Annotated in this window: 15 protein-coding genes; 6 read left to right on the top strand and 9 right to left on the bottom strand. The window is 64.4% G+C overall.

Features of this window, described 5'->3' with window-relative positions:
* Positions 1 to 32: 32 nt before the first annotated feature.
* A complete protein-coding gene (locus P3T18_RS06325; RefSeq protein WP_429299086.1) occupies positions 33 to 875 on the bottom strand; it encodes an AAA family ATPase in 843 nt (280 codons plus the stop codon).
* A gap of 266 nt (positions 876 to 1,141) precedes the next feature.
* Between P3T18_RS06325 and P3T18_RS06320 the strand changes: the two genes are divergently transcribed.
* Entirely contained in the window at positions 1,142 to 1,510 is a 369-nt protein-coding gene (locus P3T18_RS06320) for a c-type cytochrome (RefSeq protein ID WP_429299085.1), read from the top strand.
* 57 nt (positions 1,511 to 1,567) lie between these two features.
* Positions 1,568 to 1,951 (top strand): c-type cytochrome, encoded by a 384-nt coding sequence (locus P3T18_RS06315; RefSeq protein WP_429299084.1) that lies wholly within the window; start codon positions 1,568 to 1,570, stop codon positions 1,949 to 1,951.
* Between the two features lie 98 nt (positions 1,952 to 2,049).
* Here P3T18_RS06315 and P3T18_RS06310 read toward each other — a convergent pair whose 3' ends face one another.
* The 3 genes from P3T18_RS06310 to rsxB all read right to left on the bottom strand — a co-directional run bounded on the left by P3T18_RS06310 (position 2,050) and on the right by rsxB (position 4,255).
* The gene (locus P3T18_RS06310) at positions 2,050 to 2,484 is read right to left on the bottom strand and encodes a DUF1841 family protein (RefSeq protein WP_429299083.1); all 435 of its coding nucleotides are present in this window, start codon (positions 2,482 to 2,484) and stop codon (positions 2,050 to 2,052) included.
* A gap of 180 nt (positions 2,485 to 2,664) precedes the next feature.
* Entirely contained in the window at positions 2,665 to 3,309 is a 645-nt protein-coding gene (nth, locus tag P3T18_RS06305; RefSeq protein ID WP_429299082.1) for an endonuclease III, read from the bottom strand.
* 94 nt (positions 3,310 to 3,403) lie between these two features.
* Positions 3,404 to 4,255 carry an electron transport complex subunit RsxB gene (gene rsxB / locus P3T18_RS06300; protein WP_429299081.1) on the bottom strand — a complete coding sequence of 284 codons (852 nt, stop codon included), beginning with the start codon at positions 4,253 to 4,255 and terminating at the stop codon, positions 3,404 to 3,406.
* 364 nt (positions 4,256 to 4,619) lie between these two features.
* Between rsxB and P3T18_RS06295 the strand changes: the two genes are divergently transcribed.
* Positions 4,620 to 5,252 (top strand): TetR family transcriptional regulator, encoded by a 633-nt coding sequence (locus P3T18_RS06295; protein WP_429299080.1) that lies wholly within the window; start codon positions 4,620 to 4,622, stop codon positions 5,250 to 5,252.
* Positions 5,253 to 5,359: 107 nt separating this feature from the next.
* On the opposite strand, the gene P3T18_RS06290 is transcribed toward P3T18_RS06295, so the two are convergent.
* Together P3T18_RS06290 and P3T18_RS06285 are read right to left on the bottom strand one after the other, a co-directional pair.
* Positions 5,360 to 6,637, bottom strand: coding sequence for a polyhydroxyalkanoate depolymerase (locus P3T18_RS06290; RefSeq protein ID WP_429299079.1), 1,278 nt, complete (start codon positions 6,635 to 6,637; stop codon positions 5,360 to 5,362).
* A 179-nt stretch (positions 6,638 to 6,816) separates the two neighbouring features.
* Positions 6,817 to 8,697: a glycoside hydrolase family 15 protein gene (locus P3T18_RS06285; protein ID WP_429299078.1), complete on the bottom strand. Its 1,881-nt coding sequence runs from the start codon at positions 8,695 to 8,697 to the stop codon at positions 6,817 to 6,819.
* Positions 8,698 to 8,979: 282 nt separating this feature from the next.
* Here P3T18_RS06285 and P3T18_RS06280 point away from each other — a divergent pair, with 282 nt between their 5' ends.
* Positions 8,980 to 9,225 (top strand): hypothetical protein, encoded by a 246-nt coding sequence (locus P3T18_RS06280; protein WP_429299077.1) that lies wholly within the window; start codon positions 8,980 to 8,982, stop codon positions 9,223 to 9,225.
* Positions 9,226 to 9,415: 190 nt separating this feature from the next.
* On the opposite strand, the gene P3T18_RS06275 is transcribed toward P3T18_RS06280, so the two are convergent.
* Positions 9,416 to 9,568 carry a DUF3096 domain-containing protein gene (locus P3T18_RS06275; protein WP_007175701.1) on the bottom strand — a complete coding sequence of 51 codons (153 nt, stop codon included), beginning with the start codon at positions 9,566 to 9,568 and terminating at the stop codon, positions 9,416 to 9,418.
* A 326-nt stretch (positions 9,569 to 9,894) separates the two neighbouring features.
* On the opposite strand from P3T18_RS06275, the gene P3T18_RS06270 reads away from it, so the two are divergent.
* Positions 9,895 to 11,091 carry a lactonase family protein gene (locus P3T18_RS06270; protein ID WP_429299076.1) on the top strand — a complete coding sequence of 399 codons (1,197 nt, stop codon included), beginning with the start codon at positions 9,895 to 9,897 and terminating at the stop codon, positions 11,089 to 11,091.
* A 172-nt stretch (positions 11,092 to 11,263) separates the two neighbouring features.
* On the opposite strand, the gene P3T18_RS06265 is transcribed toward P3T18_RS06270, so the two are convergent.
* A complete protein-coding gene (locus tag P3T18_RS06265; RefSeq protein ID WP_429299075.1) occupies positions 11,264 to 15,586 on the bottom strand; it encodes a DNA translocase FtsK in 4,323 nt (1,440 codons plus the stop codon).
* Positions 15,587 to 15,738: 152 nt separating this feature from the next.
* Complete coding sequence (locus tag P3T18_RS06260) at positions 15,739 to 16,278, bottom strand: META domain-containing protein (protein WP_429299074.1); 540 nt, start codon at positions 16,276 to 16,278, stop codon at positions 15,739 to 15,741.
* A 178-nt stretch (positions 16,279 to 16,456) separates the two neighbouring features.
* On the opposite strand from P3T18_RS06260, the gene purT reads away from it, so the two are divergent.
* Positions 16,457 to 17,671 (top strand): formate-dependent phosphoribosylglycinamide formyltransferase, encoded by a 1,215-nt coding sequence (gene purT, locus P3T18_RS06255; protein ID WP_429299073.1) that lies wholly within the window; start codon positions 16,457 to 16,459, stop codon positions 17,669 to 17,671.
* The last annotated feature ends 81 nt before the right edge of the window (positions 17,672 to 17,752 follow it).

Genomic DNA, 17,752 nt, shown 5'->3' with positions numbered 1-17,752 from the left:
GGCGTACGCCGTGCAGACCGGTGCGAAAGCGCTCAACGGTTGTTGCGGTTCATGAAGATCAGCCGTTCGAACAGGCTCACGTCCTGCTCGTTTTTCAGCAGCGCGCCATGCAGCGGCGGGATGATCTGCTTCTGGTCGGTCGAGCGCAGCGCTTCGGGCGGAATGTCTTCGGCCAGCAGCAGCTTGAGCCAGTCGAGCAGTTCCGAGGTGGACGGTTTCTTCTTCAGGCCCGACACGTTGCGCAACTCGAAGAAGCTCTGCATGGCGGCGGCGAGCAGTTCCTTCTTGATGCCGGGATAGTGAACCTCGACGATCTGCTGCATCGTCACCGGGTCGGGGAATTTGATGTAGTGGAAAAAACAGCGGCGCAAAAACGCGTCCGGCAATTCCTTCTCGTTGTTCGACGTGATGATGACGAGCGGCCGATGTTTCGCGCGCACCAGTTCGCGCGTCTCGTACACGTAGAACTCCATGCGGTCGAGTTCGCGCAGCAGGTCGTTCGGAAACTCGATGTCGGCCTTATCGATTTCGTCGATCAGCAGCACGGTTTGCTGGTCCGCCTCGAACGCCTGCCACAGCACGCCCTTGACGATGTAGTTGCCGATATCCTTGACGCGTTCGTCGCCGAGTTGCGAATCGCGCAGGCGCGACACCGCGTCGTATTCGTATAAACCCTGCTGTGCCTTGGTGGTGGACTTGATGTGCCATTGCAGCAGCGGCATGCCCAGCGCGGCGGCGACTTCTTCCGCCAGCATGGTTTTGCCCGTGCCGGGTTCGCCCTTGATGAGCAGCGGGCGTTTGAGCGTCATCGCGGCGTTGACCGCGAGCTTGAGGTCGTCCGTGGCGACGTACTGCGATGAGCCTTCGAAACGCATGGCGAGATGCTCTTTTTTGGGAAAAAACCCAGTATAAGTCAGAAGGCCTGTTGCACCGAATCAGGCTCGCGTATGGTTTCACCCGCGGTGCCGGACGGCGGCAGGCCCCGGCCAGACCGCCTCGGGCCTTGCGCGGTGGACGTTCTTTGTAGCGTCGCGGTACAATTAGCCCGATTTTTTTGGCCTGCGTGGCTACCCTATAAGAAGAACGGCGCGGGCCGTTGCCTTTTCGGGCGCCCGTTTCCCCTCATGCCAGGTTACATGCTATGAATAAATTCGTCGGCAAGCACGTCGTGATCGCAGCGCTTTCGGTGCTCGCGGGTTATACGGTCAGTGTCCAGGCAGCGGATGTCGTGGGCAACCCGAAGGCAGGCCAGGGCAAGGTTGCGATGTGTATCGGTTGCCACGGCATTCCCGAGTACCGCACGGCCTACCCCGAGGTCTACCGCGTGCCGAAGCTCGGCGGCCAAAATCAGGCATACCTCGAAAACGCATTGCATGGCTACAAGAAGGGCGATCGCCACTTCGAAACGATGCACGCGATCACCGTGTCGCTGTCCGATCAGGACATCGCCGACATCGCTGCTTACTACGCAGCGCAAAATTCCTCTTCTAAAAACAATCCCGACAAGTGATCGGCGGCGCTCGTCCAACCAGTCACTCGGCAATCAAATCGCGGGATAGGAGAATTCATGAATAAGCCACAACAGGCACTCCACACGGTGTTCAAGGCTGCATGCGCGTCGGCGGCAGTGTTCGGTCTGGTTGCTGCGAATCTCGCGCACGCGGCCGACGCCGGCAACGGCAAGGTGCTGGCCGAAAGCCACAACTGCGCGGCTTGCCACGGCGTGAATCTGAACAAGCCGGTGAGCCCGGAGTATCCGAAGCTGGCGGGTCAGCATGCCGATTACGTCTACTGGTCGCTGCGTCAGTATCAGATGGGCAATGGCAACCCGCACCTCGGCCGGAACAATCCGATCATGCAGGCGCAGGTGCAAAGTCTGTCGCAAAGCGACATGAAAGATATCGCGGCTTACGTCGAATCGCTGAACGGCGATCTGGTCCAGAAGAAGTAAGCTCGCCGCGCGCCGCGCGCCGCAAAAAACAAACACCCCGCTCTGGCGGGGTGTTTTGCATTCCGGCGTCGCTCGCGTGTGACGCTGCCGCTCGGGGATCAGTCGCGCGTGGCGCGGCGTTCTATGCGTTGTAGATAAGCGTCGGTATCGGGCGGCGTGCCGGTGCGCTGCGCTTCCCAGATGGTTTCGCCGAGGCAATCCATGATGGCGTGCTGCGCTTCGTGGGTCGAGCCGAGGCGCGCGGCGAGCCGGTCGTGCGCCGCGCGGATGCCGGGGGGCTGGTCGATCGACAACTGTTCGCTGATCGCGAGGTGCATCGACAGATGCAGGAACGGGTTGGTCTGGCCGCGTTCGGGCGAATAATCCTGAGTCTTGGCGGCTTCGCTATGCGTGAGGTCGTCGTGATACTCGGGATGCTCGACGATCCAGTCGGCGGCGATCGCTTCCAGCGGCGTCAGAATTTCGCCTTGACGCTGCTTGCGCCAGGTGTCGGTGAAGAAGAGGCGAACTTCGTCGCGGCTGGGATTGAACATCGTGGGACCGGTGCGTTGAGTGTGGGGCGGACGCGCGCGCATCTTGGCTTGGGCGCGTCGTGTAAGCCGGCTATTTTACGCCGGGGCCGCTGCGCGCGCTGGCGACGCGTCCGTGCCGATTGCATGCTAGCGGCGCACCGAAGCGTGTCGCCGAGTTACGGCCGGATTCGAGTCACTCGCTCAAAGGTCCGGCGGCGGCGTCTTGGGTTTGAACTCGCACAACGGCTCGATGGCGCAGTGCCAGCATTCCGGACGGCGCGCCTTGCACACGTAACGCCCGTGCAGGATCAGCCAGTGGTGAGCGTCCTGTCTGAACTCGGGCGGCGTGAATTTTTCCAGCGCGATTTCGACCGCTCGCACATCCTTGCCGGGCGCGAGGCCGGTGCGATTGGCAACCCGAAAGATATGGGTGTCGACGGCGATGGTGGGGTGGCCAAACGCGGTGTTCAGGATCACGTTGGCGGTTTTCCGTCCGACGCCCGGCAGACTCTCCAGCGCCTCGCGATCTTCCGGCACTTCGCCGCCGTACTGGTCGAGCAGAATCCGGCACGTGGCGATCACGTTCTTCGCCTTGGTGCGATACAGCCCGATCGTCTTGATGTACGCCGTCACGCCTTCTTCACCCAGGTCGAACACGGTTTGCGGCGTATTCGCGACCGGGAACATCTTGCGCATGGCCTTGTTGACCGACACGTCCGTGGCTTGCGCCGACAGCAACACGGCGATCAGCAGTTCGAACGGCGAGGTGTACTCCAGTTCGGTGGTCGGATGCGGGTTGAGACTCTGCAAGGTCTCGTAGATGGCGCGGCGTTTGTTCGCGTTCATGCGCGGCGTGAAAGTGGGATGCGGGTTGAATGTGGCCTGGAAGCGGCTAGAAAAACCGGCTAGCAGCGCGTTGGAAAAGTCAGGATATCGAAGCTCAGTGTTTGGACGGCGGCGTGTCGGCGTCGTCTTTCGCAAGACCGAGACGGCGGCGGCGCGCTTCGGCGGCGTCGATCTGCGCCTGCACGTCTGCGCTGACGCGTTCGGTATTGAGCGGCGCCTGGCCCTTGGCCGCCAGTTCCTCTTTCTTCTGGCGCGCGCGTTCTAGCGCCGCCTGAATGATGGCGCGTTTTTTTGCGGCGGCGTCGTTGGCTTCGGCGTCGGGTTGCGAGCTGCCGCCGGTTGCGGCCTCCGCCGCGGGCGCGGCGGAGGCATTCGCAGCGGGCGTAGCGGCAGCGGTTCGCCGCGCTGCAGCAAGTGCTTCGGCCGCTTCACGCTCGCGCGCAAGACGCGCCTCGCGACGCTCGTGGCGTTCGCGTGCCGCGTCGGCCTGGCTCTGGCTCCATGCGTCCCAGCCGGTGGCTTCACCGGTGACGGCCGGCATCGCAATGCAATCCACCGGGCAGGGCGGCACGCACAGGTCGCAGCCCGTGCATAGCTCGGCAATGACGGTGTGCATCTGTTTCGGTGCGCCAACTATTGCATCGACTGGACATGCCTGCATGCACAACGTGCAGCCGATGCAAACTTGTTCGTCGATCACGGCGAGCGGCCGCGGCCGTTCGACACCATTGGTCACATTGAGGGGGATCACCGGCTTGCCGAGCAGCGCGGCAAGCCGGGCAATGCCCTCTGCGCCGCCGGGCGGACACTGGTTGTAATTGGCTGCGCCGCTCGCGACGGCTTCGGCGTACGGGCGGCATGCGGGATACCCGCACTTCGTGCATTGCGTTTGGGGCAGCAGATCTTCGATGCGGTCTGCGAGTGTTCTGGAATCGGTCACGGTCACGACGTTGTGGCTTGCCTCGTGGCCGCACGGCCTGCGACGCGGTTGACAACACGCGAGGCAGACCTGGGGCAACACAAAAGCGCGGCTATGGCGCGCAAACACGCATCAATCCAGGCAAAACCGGACAACGATTGAGGCGCGATTGGCGACGAGTATGTGGGGGCGCTAGGCTTGAACTAAATGCCACATTATCGCCGATTTCCCCAATTGCTATCCGCAATCCGTGTGCCATAATCGAAGCGCTTTTTTCGAAAGACCGCAGAAGGGTATTCCCTCAACCAGCCCGTTCAGTGCCGTTGGTGCAAGGCCCGAGAGAGGCCGACGGTGCGATCCGGATAACGCGGCTCACGAAGACGATGCCACCATGAATCAGCCGAAAATCAAAAGAGATCCTGAAGGCACGAGGCGCCGCATTCTGCTTGCGGCGGCCGAAGAGTTTGCAAATGGTGGGCTATTCGGCGCGCGCGTCGATCAGATCGCTCGCCGCGCGGAAACCAACGAGCGCATGCTTTACTACTACTTCGGTAGCAAGGAGCAATTGTTCACTGCCGTACTCGAGCACGCGTTCAGCGCGCTCAACGAGGCGGAGCGCACGCTCGAGTTGAACGGCATTGCACCCGTGGAAGCGGTCACGCGTCTCGCGCATTTCGTGTGGGACTATTACCGCGACCATCCCGAACTGCTGCGGCTCATCAACAACGAGAATCTGCATGAGGCACGCTACATGCAGAAGTCGACACGCATCCGCGAAATGATCTCGCCGATCGTTGCCACGCTCGGCAGCATTCTGGAGCGCGGCCAGCGCGCCGGACTGTTTCGCACCAACGTCGACCCGCTGCGCTTTTACGTCACGCTCTCTGGCATGGGCTACTACATCGTGTCGAATCGCTTCACGCTCGAAGCGACCCTCGGCCGCGATTTCAGTAGCGCGAGCGAACGCAGCGAAGTGATCCAGATGAACACCGAGTTGCTGCTGGCGTTCCTGTTGCGAAAGTAGGGCGGCGCTCGCATTGCATCTCGCGTTTCGCGACGAGATTTTGGCATCCTGACAAACGACAACGGCCTCCGAAGAGGCCGTTGTTCGTCGCTGCTCGCCGGTTGCACTCAGGCTTCGGCTTTTTCCTTCGCAGCCTTCGGCGCCTTGTTGTGCTCGAGGATGAAGTCGCGCAACTGCGGATAGATGATGGTGCGCCAGCGGCGGCCCGAGAAAATGCCGTAATGGCCGCATTTTTCCGCGGTGAAGTGACGCTTGTCTTTCTCCGGAATGCCGCTGCACAGATCCTGCGCGGCGTAGGTCTGGCCGTCGCCGGAGATATCGTCGAGTTCGCCTTCGATGGTGAAGAGCGCCGTGGTCTTGATGTCCTGCGGACGCACCGGTTCGCCGGCGACTTCCCACGTGCCTTCGGCCAGACGGAATTCCTGGAACACCACGCGGATCGTGTCGAGGTAGTAATCGGCGTCCATGTCGAGGACGGCGTTGTACTCGTCATAGAAGCGGCGATGCGCTTCGGCGTCGTCTTCGTCGCCGCGCAGCAGGCTCTGGTAGTAATCCCAGTGCGAAGCGGCGTGCCGCTCCGGATTCATCGCGACGAAACCGGTGTGCTGCAGGAAGCCCGGATAAACCTTGCGACCCACGCCCGGATAGTTCGGCGGCACCGTGAAGATCACGTTGTTTTCGAACCATTCGTACGAGTGCTGGGTGGCCAGCGAGTTGACCGAAGTCGGGCTTTTACGCGCGTCGATCGGACCGCCCATCATGGTCATGGTGCGCGGCGTGTCTTCGCCGCGGCTCGCCATCAGCGAAATGGCGGCGAGCACCGGCACGGTGGGCTGGCAAACGGAGATGACGTGCAGGTTCTTCGCGCCGATATGGCGGATGAACTCCTGAATGTAGGCGACGTAGTCGTCCAGATGAAACTCGCCCGCTTCGAGCGGCACCATGCGCGCGTCGATCCAGTCGGTCAGGTAGACCTTGTGGTCTTGCAACAGCGTGCGAACGGTGTCGCGCAGCAGCGTGGCGTGGTGTCCCGACAACGGCGCGCAGACCAGCACCACCGGTTCGTCTTTCAGTTGGGTTACGGCATCGCTGTCGTCGGCGAAACGTTTGAAGCGCATCAGGCGGCAAAACGGCTTCTCGACGATCGTCTGTTCGATGATCGGAATGTTATGGCCGTCTTTGACAATCTGGTGAAGGTTGAACTCGGGCTTCTCGTAGTCCTTGCCGAGCCGGTAGAGCAGTTCGTAACCGGCCGAAAGACGCGTCGCGCCGGGCACATAGGCCAGCGGGCTGGCCGGGTTTGCGAACGATTTGGACGCTGCCTGAGCCCAGGCGGTAAGGGGGCTCAGCATCGCCCGCTGAAATTCGTGCAATTGGTAGAGCATGGGTGCTCCGTTTAAGCGGTTCGCATGAGGCTTCGCAAACACGCGTGTGGCGTTGTGGCGGGCCGTATTGGTTGTAGGCACATTGATTTTCGGCCGACAGTCGGATCGATCATATCGAACATAGCTTACTTGTGCAATGCAGCAATTTGCGCGCTCGTAGCGCGCAAACTGTCATTAAATCATGGTACTGGCGATGTTGCTGCGTTGCCATCGGGAGTTGCCGCAGCCTTCAGTTCTTCGTCCATCGTGCCGTTATGTGGCGGCTGACCGGTGGCCTCAGCCATCTCCTGCTCGTGCTTCATCAGATTCAAGCCGGTGTGCACCAGCGCCACGTGCGAAAACGCCTGCGGGAAGTTGCCCACCAGCCGGCCCGCCGCTGGATCGTATTCCTCGGCGAGCAGCCCGACGTCGTTGCACAGCGCGAGCAGCCGTTCGTACATGGCGTGCGCTTCGTCGATGCGGCCTTGCATGGCCAGGTTGTCCACCATCCAGAACGAGCACGCAAGAAAGGTGCCTTCGCCCGGCGGCAGACCGTCGTCGAATTCGGTCGTGCGGTAACGCATGACGAAACCATCGTGCATCAGATCGCGTTCGATGGCCGCCACCGTGCCCTTGATGCGCGGATCTTCCGGCGGCAGGAAGCCGACCATCGGCAGCAGCAGGACGCTGGCGTCGAGCTGGTCGCTGCCGTAGAACTGCGAGAACGCATTGAGTTCGGAATTCCACGCCTTCGCGCAGACTTCGGCGTGAATCGCGTCGCGGGTGGCGCGCCATGAGTCGAGCGGGCCGTCGAGCCCGAACATTTCCGCCGACTGGATCGCGCGGTCATAAGCGACCCAGGCCATGACCTTCGAGAAGGTGAAATGCTGGCGTCCGCCGCGCGTTTCCCAGATGCCCTCGTCGGGCTCCTGCCAGATCGTGTCGAGATGGCCGAGCAGCGCGCATTGCACGTTCCAGGCGGTGTCGTCCGCCTGCAGTCCGCCGACGCGCGCCAGATGCAGCGCGTTCATCACTTCGCCGTAGACGTCGAGCTGTCGCTGACCGACGGCGTTGTTGCCGATGCGCACCGGCTTGGCATCCTGGTAGCCGGGCAGCCAGTCGATTTCGAATTCGGGCAGGCGGCGTTCGCCGGCAATGCCGTACATGATCTGCAACTGGTCCGGCGCGCCGGCCATCACGCGGCCGAGCCAGCTGCGCCAGGCGCGCGCTTCGTCGTAGTAGCCGCCCCGCATCATGGCGAGCAGGGTGATGGTGGCGTCGCGCAGCCAGCAGTAGCGGTAATCCCAGTTGCGCGTGCCGCCCAGCTGTTCCGGCAGCGAAGTGGTGGGCGCCGCGACGATGCCGCCGGTCGGCTCGTAGGCGAGCGCCTTCAGCGTAATCAGCGAGCGCCGGATCGGCTCGGCCCATTTGCCTTCGACGGTGCTGCGCGAGGACCATTCGAGCCAGTGGTTTTCCGTGCGCGCGAGCGACGTATGCGGGTCGCGCGCGGGCGGAATGCGCAGATGCGAGGCCGCATAGGCAAGCGAGAACGGCACGCGCTCGCCTTCGCTGACGGTGAACTCCGCGACCGTCTTCATGTTCTCGCCGCGCAGTTCGACGGGCGTGCGCAGCACGGCGTTGTCCGGTCCGACGATCGCCTTGATGCCGCTGTCGTGTTTGAGTCGATCCACCCACGGAATCGAGAAGCCGTAGTCGAAGCGCAGCACGAGTTCCATCTGCATACGTACGGTGCCGCGTTTGCCCACCACGATCCGCACCATCTCCGACCAGCCGTTGCCGGGCGGCATGAAATCGATGAGCGTGACCGCGCCTTCGGGCGTTTCGAAGTCGGTTTCGAGAATCAGGGTTTCGCCGCGATAGCGTCGCGTGACGGTGGGCGGTGTGTCGGAGACCGGCGAGATCAGCCAGCGGCCATGTTCGGGCGTGCCGAGCAGGGCGGCGAAGCAGGCCCCGGAGTCGAAGCGCGGCCAGCAGAGCCAGTCGACGGAACCTTCGCGGGAGATGAGCGCGGCCGTGTGGCCGTCGCCGATGAGCGCATAGTCTTCGATAAGTGCGGGCATGGATGAGCGTGTCTGGATTACGCGCGGCACGGACGCCGCGCTTGGGTCGTTGTTATTACCGGACCCGGCCGATGCGCTTTGGTTCAGCACATCGTGTGGCCGCGCCATGCGGCAAAACGCGAGTTGGTAATCTGCCGAACGAATGCCTACAATCGGGTGTCGAACTGGCGCAACGAGGCTGCAAGTGGTGTTCCCGCTGCGCGCCTCCAGGCTGCAAGGCTCCTTTCACTGCGCCGCCCACCTCTTTCGCGCAAGCAAACGCCGTTTCCAGGGACGATAGCCATGCTGAACCCTTCGAAATCCGATTGCATCACGATTCTCTCCGCCGCCAGCCAGCTCGCCGGCGACTCCATGTTGCCGCTCGATCACGACCGTCTTGGTCTGAGCCGCAACCGCATGCTGGCTACCGCGGCCTTTCTGATCGAACGCGCCTGCTTCAGGCGTCATCAGGAAGGTGAGGGCCATTATGCCGTCGGCGCGCTGTCGCTGCAGGGACGCTTGCGCCTCGAACAACTTTCGAACGGCTGACACGTTCGAAGGCCGACCGTCGGCTGTCGGCTTCAGACCATCTTTTGCGCAAGGCCGCGACCGGTAGGCGGCGTGTCCGTGCTCGCCCGGAAAGGCGCGCTTTCCGCTCCCATCACTCCTGCTCCCGACGCGCGGTTCGCGGACCGCCGCTCGTGCGTGTCCGCGAACCGGCCGAACCGGCATAGGCCGTTCAGAAATGCGACGAGCCCACGCCGAAGATCCCGATGATGCCGATGATGATCAGATAGAGCGCGACGATGTAGTTCAACAGACGCGGCATGACGAGAATCAGAATGCCGGCGATCAGGGAAACGAGCGGGCCCAGGCTGAGTGTGACGTTCATGAATACTCCGTGGTGTGTGGCTGAGTTGAAATAATGACCCGCTGGGCGGGACAAGCTTACCCATGCAAACCATCGGCCGCTGGCCGGCCGGGCTACATGATCCGGTGCAACGCTTTTATACTTGCTTCGATAAGAACGACGCTCGATCCACCGCGCGGCAGACCAGAGACACCATGACAACCGGATTAACCAGATGCCGATGATGAGGAGGTCTTATGCGCCGTTTCGACCGGGTTGATGCACGTTCCGTTGCAGCTTCTCTTCTTTCTGTTGCTTCTACTCCCGCCGCTCAATCCAGGTCGGTGCAGCTACGTCGGCGGGTGCCGATGCGTGCCGCCCGCTCGATGATAAAAGGTTTCGTGCTCATGGTCTCGCTTGTTGCTTCGCACGCCTTCGCGCAAGATTCCGGCCCGGTCCCCGCAGACGGTGTCTATGACATGCTGGTCGGCACCTACACCGGTGGCAAGAGCGAGGGACTCTACGTCTATCGCTTCGATACGAAAACCGGTGACGCGACGCGCGTGTCGGTGGCGCAGACGGTCAACCCGTCGTATCTCGTGGTCAGCCGCGACCGCCGCTTCGTCTACGCCGTCAACGAATTGCCCGGCGATAACGGTCCTGCTTCGCAGCGCGGCGGCATCAGCGCGTTCCGCTTCGACGCCGTGAGCGGGCAGTTGAGTTTTCTCAACAAGGTGTCGGCGGACGGCAACGATCCCTGCTATCTGAGTCTCTCGCCCGACGGCAAATATCTGCTGACCGCGAACTACTCGGTCGCCGCCGATCCTGGCGGCAGCTTCGCGGTGTTCCCGCTTCAGGCCGACGGTCAGGTCGGCAACTCGGTGCTGACCGTGCATCACGAAGGCGGCGGTCCGGTAAAGGGACGGCAGGACAACTCGCACGTCCACTCCACGGTGTTCTCGCCCGACGGCCATTATCTGTTCGCGCAGGATCTCGGCGCAGACAAGCTGTATTCCTATCGCTACACGCCGGACGGCAGCCGTGGTCTGTTCGGCCCAACCGACTGGCGCTACACCCAGGAGAAAGCCGGCACGGGGCCGCGCCATCTCGTGTTCGGCGCCGACGGCAAACACGCCTATCTGACGAGCGAACTGGCCGGCACCGTCAGCGTCTTCGACTACGCCGACGGTAAGCTCACGCAGGTGCAAACGCTTTCACTCACCGAGCCCGGCTTCAAGGGTGCCGTGGGTGGCTCGGCGATCCATCTGTCGCCGGACGGCCGCTTCGTGTACGCGTCGAATCGCGGTGACGCGAACGACATCGTGATCTTCTCCGTCGATCCCACCAACGGACATCTGAAGAAGGTGGGCCATCAGTCGAGCCTCGGCAAATCGCCGCGCGAGTTCGCCATCGACCCGACCGGCAACTGGCTGATCGTCGGCAATCAGAATAGCGATACGGTGTACGTGTTCCGGCGCGACCAGCAGAGCGGTCTGCTCGAAGCGAACCCGAAGCGTATCGATATCGGCTCGCCGGTCGATTTCAAGCTGGTGCCGCCGTCGTGAGTGCGGTGTATGTCGATGTGTCGGGGTCACGTCGGGATGACGTTGGATGGCGCGGCGTTTGCACGGGCCGCAAAACTCGACACACATAAAAAGCGGGCCGCTCGACGATGTGAGCGGCCCGTTTTTCATTGCGCAGTCATGCGCGAGATAGTTTGCGCGTCAGGCGCGGCAATCATTCCGCCGGTCCGGGCGCGAGCACTTCACGGCTGCCGTTGATACCCATGGCCGAGACGAGACCGGCCGTTTCCATCTGTTCGACCAGCCGTGCCGCGCGGTTGTAGCCGATGCGCAGTTGCCGTTGCACCGATGAGATCGACGCACGCCGCGTGCGCACCACGAAAGCCACGGCTTCGTCGTAGAGCGGATCGGCCTCGGCTTCCGGCGAGTCGCCGAACAGGTCTTGCGCCGCGCCGCCGTCGGTGGCCGGACCGTCGAGAATGCCTTCCTCGTATTGCGGTTCGCCGAACTGCTTCAGATACTCGACGATCCGGTGCACCTCTTCGTCGGCGACGAACGCGCCGTGCACCCGCTGCGGGTAGCCGGTGCCGGGCGGCAGGAACAGCATGTCGCCCTGGCCGAGCAGCGACTCGGCGCCCATCTGGTCGAGAATCGTGCGCGAGTCGATTTTCGACGACACCTGGAATGCCACGCGCGTCGGAATGTTGGCCTTGATGAGGCCGGTGATCACGTCCACCGAAGGACGCTGCGTCGCGAGAATCAGATGGATGCCGGCGGCGCGCGCTTTTTGCGCGAGCCGCGCGATCAGCTCTTCGATCTTCTTGCCCGCGACCATCATCAGGTCGGCGAGTTCGTCGATCACCACCACGATCAGCGGCAAGGGCGCGAGCGGCTCGGGCGCTTCGGGCGTCAGCGAGAACGGGTTGCCGAGCTTCTTGCCCTTGGCCTCGGTGTCGCGGATTTTCTGGTTGAAGCCGGCCAGGTTGCGCACGCCGACCGCGGACATCAGCCGGTAACGCTTTTCCATTTCGCCGACGCACCAGTTGAGCGCGTTGGCCGCCAGCTTCATATCCGTGACGACCGGCGCAAGCAGATGCGGAATGCCTTCATAGACCGACAGCTCCAGCATCTTCGGGTCGATCATGATGAGGCGCACTTCTTCGGGTGTCGCCTTGTAGAGCAGCGAGCAGATCATCGCGTTGATCGCCACCGACTTGCCCGAACCCGTCGTACCCGCGACCAGCATGTGCGGCGCCTTCGCCAGATCGGCGACCACTGGATGCCCGGTGATGTCCTTGCCCATCGCGAGCGTCAGTTGCGAATGCGAGTTCTGATAGACGCTCGCCTCGAGAATTTCCGACAGGCGGATTGTCTGGCGTTTCGCGTTCGGCAATTCGAGACCCATGCAGGTCTTGCCGGGAATCGTTTCGACCACGCGGATCGACGTCAGGCCGAGACCGCGCGAGAGATCCTTCATCAGCCCGACGATCTGACTGCCGCGCACACCGAGCGCCGGCTCGATCTCGAAGCGCGTAATGACCGGACCGGCCGAATGGCCGACCACCGTCACCGGCACCTTGAATTCCTGCAGGCGCTGTTCGATCAGCAGGCCCGTTTCGATGAGCTTTTCTTCGGAGACGGGCTCGACATCGGTGTCGGCGCGGGCCAGCAGATCGAGCGTCGGCAGTTCGACCATCGACGCGGCCGGCGCGCGAAACTCGAAGCCGTTGGTCGGGCTGTGGCCGCGCAACGGAGCGCGGGGCGCGGCGGGTTCGGCTGTGGGCTCAGCTGTGGGCTCGGTAGGCTCCGTCGACTGATCGACCGGCGCTGCGTCGTGCAGTAGCGCGGGGGGCGGTGTCGGCGACGTGGAGTACGGTGCGCTTGGGATGGCCGGGGCAGGCTGCGGCTCGTGCTGCTGCTCGTGTTGTAGCTCGGCCGGTGCTGCTATCTGCGACTGTGTCGTGGGCGGCTGTTCCGGCTCGCTCGCGAACGATGCGGCGGGCGTAGCTTCGACGCGGGCGGCGAAGCCAGGGAAGCGCACGACGTTCGACTGGGCAGATTCCGGCGCGAGTCCGGTCGCGCCCGGCTGGCTCACGGCGTTGTTTGCGTCGGAGAGGGCAGGGGGCTGCGACGAAGCGGGCGCGTCTGGGACGGACGGCTCGTTCCGGTGTGCGTCGGTGTCCGTGGGTTTCGCTGCCGGCTCTGACGGATGTGCGTGGTCGAGGTCAGTAGGGTCGGCGACGAGTGTCGTGCGGACGGGCAATTCCGGCGCGTGCTGCGATGCGATGGAAACGGCGTCGGCTTCGGCTTCCCAAGGCGCCAGGGGTTTCGCGAATACGACTTCGGCGACCGGCGCGGCAGGGGTAGCGACCGGGTTTCCAGCGTGCTGGCCTTGCGGTTCGACTGGGGCAACCGCGGGCGTCGATGGGCTCGCCGTAGCGGCTGTCGCGACGCGTTCCGTAACGGCAGGCGTAGGAGCGTGAGCTTCGATGGCCGGCTGATCCGCAGAAACGTGTTCCGCTGATGTTGCTTCATCGACGAAGGTCGGCTCCGGATCGGCTTCCAGTTGCGCGGCGAAGATCTGGAACGGCGTGGGCGTCGGTGTCGGCTTTTGCGTCGAGGTCACGACGGGCGCGAGGGCGACCGGTTCTGCAACGGGCGACGCGGCCGCAGACGAAGACGAAGACGATGAGGCAACCGCAGGCGTCGTGGCGGCTGCGGCCTCGGAAGCAACTTCGGGCGCAACTTCAGACGCAACCTCGGGCACAACCTCGGCCGCCAGAACCGGAGCCGCAACCGACGCCAACGGCGGCTGAATGACAGGCGGCTCGATCGGCCACTGCACCACCGGCTCGGCGTGTTGGACGTGTTCAGTCGAAGGCAAAGCCGTCGAGGCAACGTCGGCGGGCGACGCTTGCAATGCCGGGTTCGTCTGCGGCGCGGCATGCGCCATCGCCTCTCGTGCAGCAGCATCTGCCGCTTCGACTTTCTCTGCGTCGAACGATGCGTCGGTCTGCGGCGCGTTGAAGGAGGCTTGCTCGCCAGGCGCATTGACCTCGGTTTCGGCGTGCGCAGCTTCGATCCGGCCGTCGCTCGAGGCCGCATCGTCCGGAGACTGCGTGATCGCCTTGACGTTCTCCGCGCCGCTGCTGCGGGCGAGGCTCACGCCGGCGATGTCGGTCCAGCGCGCGGCGTTCTCCGCGATGCTGCGCAAGGTTTCCTGCACGCTCGGCGGCGGGGTGGTCCGACGCGCGTTCGGCATCGGACGCGTGTAGCTCGGGGCGGGCGAAACCGGCCGGCCTGTGCTCGCTCGCGGTGGTGCGATCTCGGCGCGAGGCGCGGAGGCGAACGGTTGGCGAGCCGTGGCGGCGCGCGCGTTCGTCGGGGACGCGCCGTGCGTCGCCGACGTCGACATGGGACGACCGGCGTTCGTGCCGGCTGGCGACATAGCGCCGGCAGCCGTCGTCGTGGCCCGTGCGGCCGTGCTTGCGGCTGCGGCGAGCGAGGCATGCGTGCCGGCCGCCGACGCCGTGCCCGCAGCGGCCAGACCCGTTGCACCGAGACCCGCGCCAGCGGCAACGCCGAGCCCCAGCCCGGCGCCAACGGCCGACCCCGCGGTTCGCTGTTCGCCGACCGAGCGGCGTCCGACCGGCGAGCCGTCGCGCGCGGAGGTTGCGGAGTTTGCAGTGGCCGGGGCGGCTGTCGGCGCAGCGGACCGCCCGGCGCCGGCAGATGCGCGCGGCGCGCTGCCGGACTCGCGCAGCCAGCCGGCCGGCGCGACCGGTTCGGTCGGCTGCCACGCTGCTTTGTCGGTGTTCAGCGGCTGCGGCTGCAAGGGACGCGGCGCCTGACGCGCTGCATTGCCCGGCGCGCTCGACTGCGCGGACGGGGGACGGTTTTTCGCCGCCGCGTCCGCGCGCCAGCTTTCCTTCGCGGCGCGCGGCGTCGCTTGCGTGCCGCTCATGCCGCTCATGCCATTTGCCGCGCTGCTCACGCCGGCCGCGCCGGCAGCCGCGCCGCGTCCCCGCGCCGGCGGACGCCAGACGGTCGGGCGCGCGTAGCGTCCGTTGCTTTTCGGCGCCATCGTATTGGTGGACGGCGAGACGTGCTGCGGCAAACCGTCGTCGCTGCGATGACGGCGCGCGTCTTCGTCGCGCCGCGCCTGACCGAGCGACAGGCCGAGGCCGAACGCACCGTCGGCCCAGACGAGCACATCGCGCCAACTGAAATCGATCAGCCACGGCAGGCTGATCGCGAGCAGCGCCAGCGCCGCGAGCGGCGTGCCGATATGGCCGAGCAGGTGACCGAAGCCCGCCGCGAGCGCATGGCCGAAGCCGTTCACGCCGGACAGATTGATCAGCGAGGCTTCCAGCGTGCAACTCGCCACCAGCACGCAGACGAAGCCGAGCCACAGGCGGATCGTGCCGGGACCGCGCAGACCCGCGCCGCCCGGCAGCACCGACTTCACGAGGCGCCACAAAAGAGGAATGAACCAGACGGCCGACCCGCCGAACCAGCCGAAAACTACCGTGTGCATACTAGACATCAACGAATGACGGACGCGCGCGAACGCAATCCGTCGAGTTTAACCGGCGAAGCGCATCGCTTCGAAGGCACGCGCAAAGAGCCTTGCGTCGAATCGGACAGCAGGCCGGCGCGCCTGGCTGTCCGCTGGGTTTGCGCGCTGTTTCATTTGGCGCTGCGATCGAACGTGAGCGTGTCGCCGTTATCGAGCACGAGTTGCATCTGCTGCGGCGCGCGCATCTGCACGCCGGTGCGGTCGATATGGTTCAGCGCATTCAGATAGGCACCCTCGATCTGGCCGCCCGGCGTCGCGCATGCCATACGCGTTCCACCCAGCGTGCCGAAGCTCAGCTTGCCGTCTTTTAGCATGTACGAACCCATGTAGCGGTTGCAACCCGAAAAGCCGCTGGCGTGCCGCTGACCGGTTGCCGTCGACAGCACGAGCGTGACCGGCGCGCCCTGGTCGGCGCCGGGAATCGCACGCGCGGTTCCGTCGGCCTGCTTCCAGCCGGACAGCACCCAGCTCGTGTCGTCGAGCAATTGGGTTGCGGCGGGGTTGAACGGGTCGGGAGCCGGGGCTTCCGAATCGGGATGTTTCGGGATCGCACAGGCGCTGCAAAGCGCGGCGACGCTCAACGCGGCGATGGCCGCGCGCGCATGAGACATGACGCGCGCAACACGTCGCGTGGAGGAGCTTTGGAGCATGACGTCGTTCCTCATCAAACTGGCGAAGGCGTAAGGGTAACGCACCAGGCTCGCCGCACGCGAGCCCAAATGGGCGGGGTACACGTCGGGGTGCGCATGGGGGTACGCGTTGGGGTGTGCATGTTAACATCGTGTTCTACCCAATCCCACTCTCATCCGACTTTTATCTGGAGACCCCATGCAGATCGGCCAACGGATCGGCACGCCCCTTTCCGACTCCTCCACGCGTGTCATGCTGCTCGGCGCCGGCGAGCTCGGCAAGGAGGTGATCATCGCGCTGCAACGGCTGGGCGTCGAAGTGATTGCCGTCGACCGTTATCCGAATGCGCCGGGCCACCAGGTCGCGCATCGTTCGCACGTGATCGACATGACCGACCGCGCCGCGTTGCGCGCGCTGGTCGAGCAGGAACGCCCGCATCTGATCGTCCCCGAAATCGAGGCGATCGCCACCGACGCGCTCGCCGCGATCGAGACCGACGGCCTCGCCGAAGTGATCCCGACCGCGCGCGCCACCCAGCTCACCATGAACCGCGAAGGCATCCGCCGTCTGGCCGCCGAGGAACTCGGCCTGCCGACCTCGCCGTACGCCTTCGCCGATTCGCTCGACGAGCTGCGCGCGGGCATCGCCAAAGTCGGCTATCCGTGCGTGGTGAAGCCGGTCATGTCGTCGTCGGGCAAGGGGCAATCGGTGCTCAGGAGCGAGGCCGACGTCGAACCGGCCTGGCAACACGCCATGGCGGGCGGCCGCGTGAATCACGGTCGCGTGATCGTCGAGGGTTTTATCGACTTCGAATACGAGATCACGCAACTCACGGTGCGCGCCATCGACCCGGCGAGCGGCGAAGTCAGCACGTATTTCTGCGATCCGATCGGTCACGTTCAGGTGGCCGGCGACTACGTCGAATCCTGGCAGCCGCAGCCGATGAGCGCGCTGGCGCTCGAACGTTCGCGCGACGTCGCGCATAAGGTGACGGCGGCGCTCGGTGGCCGTGGTCTCTTCGGCGTGGAACTTTTCGTGCGCGGCGATGACGTATGGTTTTCGGAAGTGAGTCCGCGTCCGCACGATACGGGGCTGGTCACGCTTTGCTCGCAGCGTTTCTCGGAGTTCGAGTTGCATGCGCGCGCCATCCTCGGTTTGCCGGTGGATACGTCGCTGCGCGCGCCGGGCGCGTCGGCGGTCATTTACGGCGGGCTGGACGAAGCGGGCATCGCGTTCGAAGGCGTGGCGGCGGCGCTCGCCGTGCCTAACGCAGACCTGCGTCTGTTCGGCAAGCCGGAGAGTTTCGTCAAACGTCGCATGGGCGTGGCGCTTGCCACCGGCGACACCGTCGAACAGGCTCGCGAACGCGCGAAAGAGGCTGCGGCGGCCGTGCGGCCGGTGTCGACGAAGTAAGGCCGTCGGCGCGCGTAGTGTGACGCGGCCTGCATGAAGGCCGCGTCCGAAGCGGCATGGATGGTCCGCGCGCAGCGCGTT

The organism is Paraburkholderia sp. GAS199 (assembly GCF_050436585.1).
Lineage (GTDB): Bacteria > Pseudomonadota > Gammaproteobacteria > Burkholderiales > Burkholderiaceae > Paraburkholderia.
The sequence above is the reverse complement of the archived record's forward strand: the minus strand, read 5'-3'. Positions and strand labels throughout refer to the sequence as shown.

Excerpts from the sequence above, each read along its gene's own strand:
- P3T18_RS06315 (WP_429299084.1), top strand. The coding sequence starts at position 1,568 with ATGAATAAGCCACAACAGGCACTCCACACGGTGTTCAAGGCTGCATGC.
- P3T18_RS06275 (WP_007175701.1), bottom strand. The coding sequence starts at position 9,568 with ATGAACGTCACACTCAGCCTGGGCCCGCTCGTTTCCCTGATCGCCGGC.
- P3T18_RS06325 (WP_429299086.1), bottom strand. The coding sequence starts at position 875 with ATGCGTTTCGAAGGCTCATCGCAGTACGTCGCCACGGACGACCTCAAG.
- P3T18_RS06295 (WP_429299080.1), top strand. The coding sequence starts at position 4,620 with ATGAATCAGCCGAAAATCAAAAGAGATCCTGAAGGCACGAGGCGCCGC.
- P3T18_RS06320 (WP_429299085.1), top strand. The coding sequence starts at position 1,142 with ATGAATAAATTCGTCGGCAAGCACGTCGTGATCGCAGCGCTTTCGGTG.
- P3T18_RS06285 (WP_429299078.1), bottom strand. The coding sequence starts at position 8,697 with ATGCCCGCACTTATCGAAGACTATGCGCTCATCGGCGACGGCCACACG.
- P3T18_RS06310 (WP_429299083.1), bottom strand. The coding sequence starts at position 2,484 with ATGTTCAATCCCAGCCGCGACGAAGTTCGCCTCTTCTTCACCGACACC.
- P3T18_RS06290 (WP_429299079.1), bottom strand. The coding sequence starts at position 6,637 with ATGCTCTACCAATTGCACGAATTTCAGCGGGCGATGCTGAGCCCCCTT.
- nth (WP_429299082.1), bottom strand. The coding sequence starts at position 3,309 with ATGAACGCGAACAAACGCCGCGCCATCTACGAGACCTTGCAGAGTCTC.
- P3T18_RS06265 (WP_429299075.1), bottom strand. The coding sequence starts at position 15,586 with ATGCACACGGTAGTTTTCGGCTGGTTCGGCGGGTCGGCCGTCTGGTTC.
- P3T18_RS06270 (WP_429299076.1), top strand. The coding sequence starts at position 9,895 with ATGCGTGCCGCCCGCTCGATGATAAAAGGTTTCGTGCTCATGGTCTCG.
- purT (WP_429299073.1), top strand. The coding sequence starts at position 16,457 with ATGCAGATCGGCCAACGGATCGGCACGCCCCTTTCCGACTCCTCCACG.
- P3T18_RS06280 (WP_429299077.1), top strand. The coding sequence starts at position 8,980 with ATGCTGAACCCTTCGAAATCCGATTGCATCACGATTCTCTCCGCCGCC.
- P3T18_RS06260 (WP_429299074.1), bottom strand. The coding sequence starts at position 16,278 with ATGCTCCAAAGCTCCTCCACGCGACGTGTTGCGCGCGTCATGTCTCAT.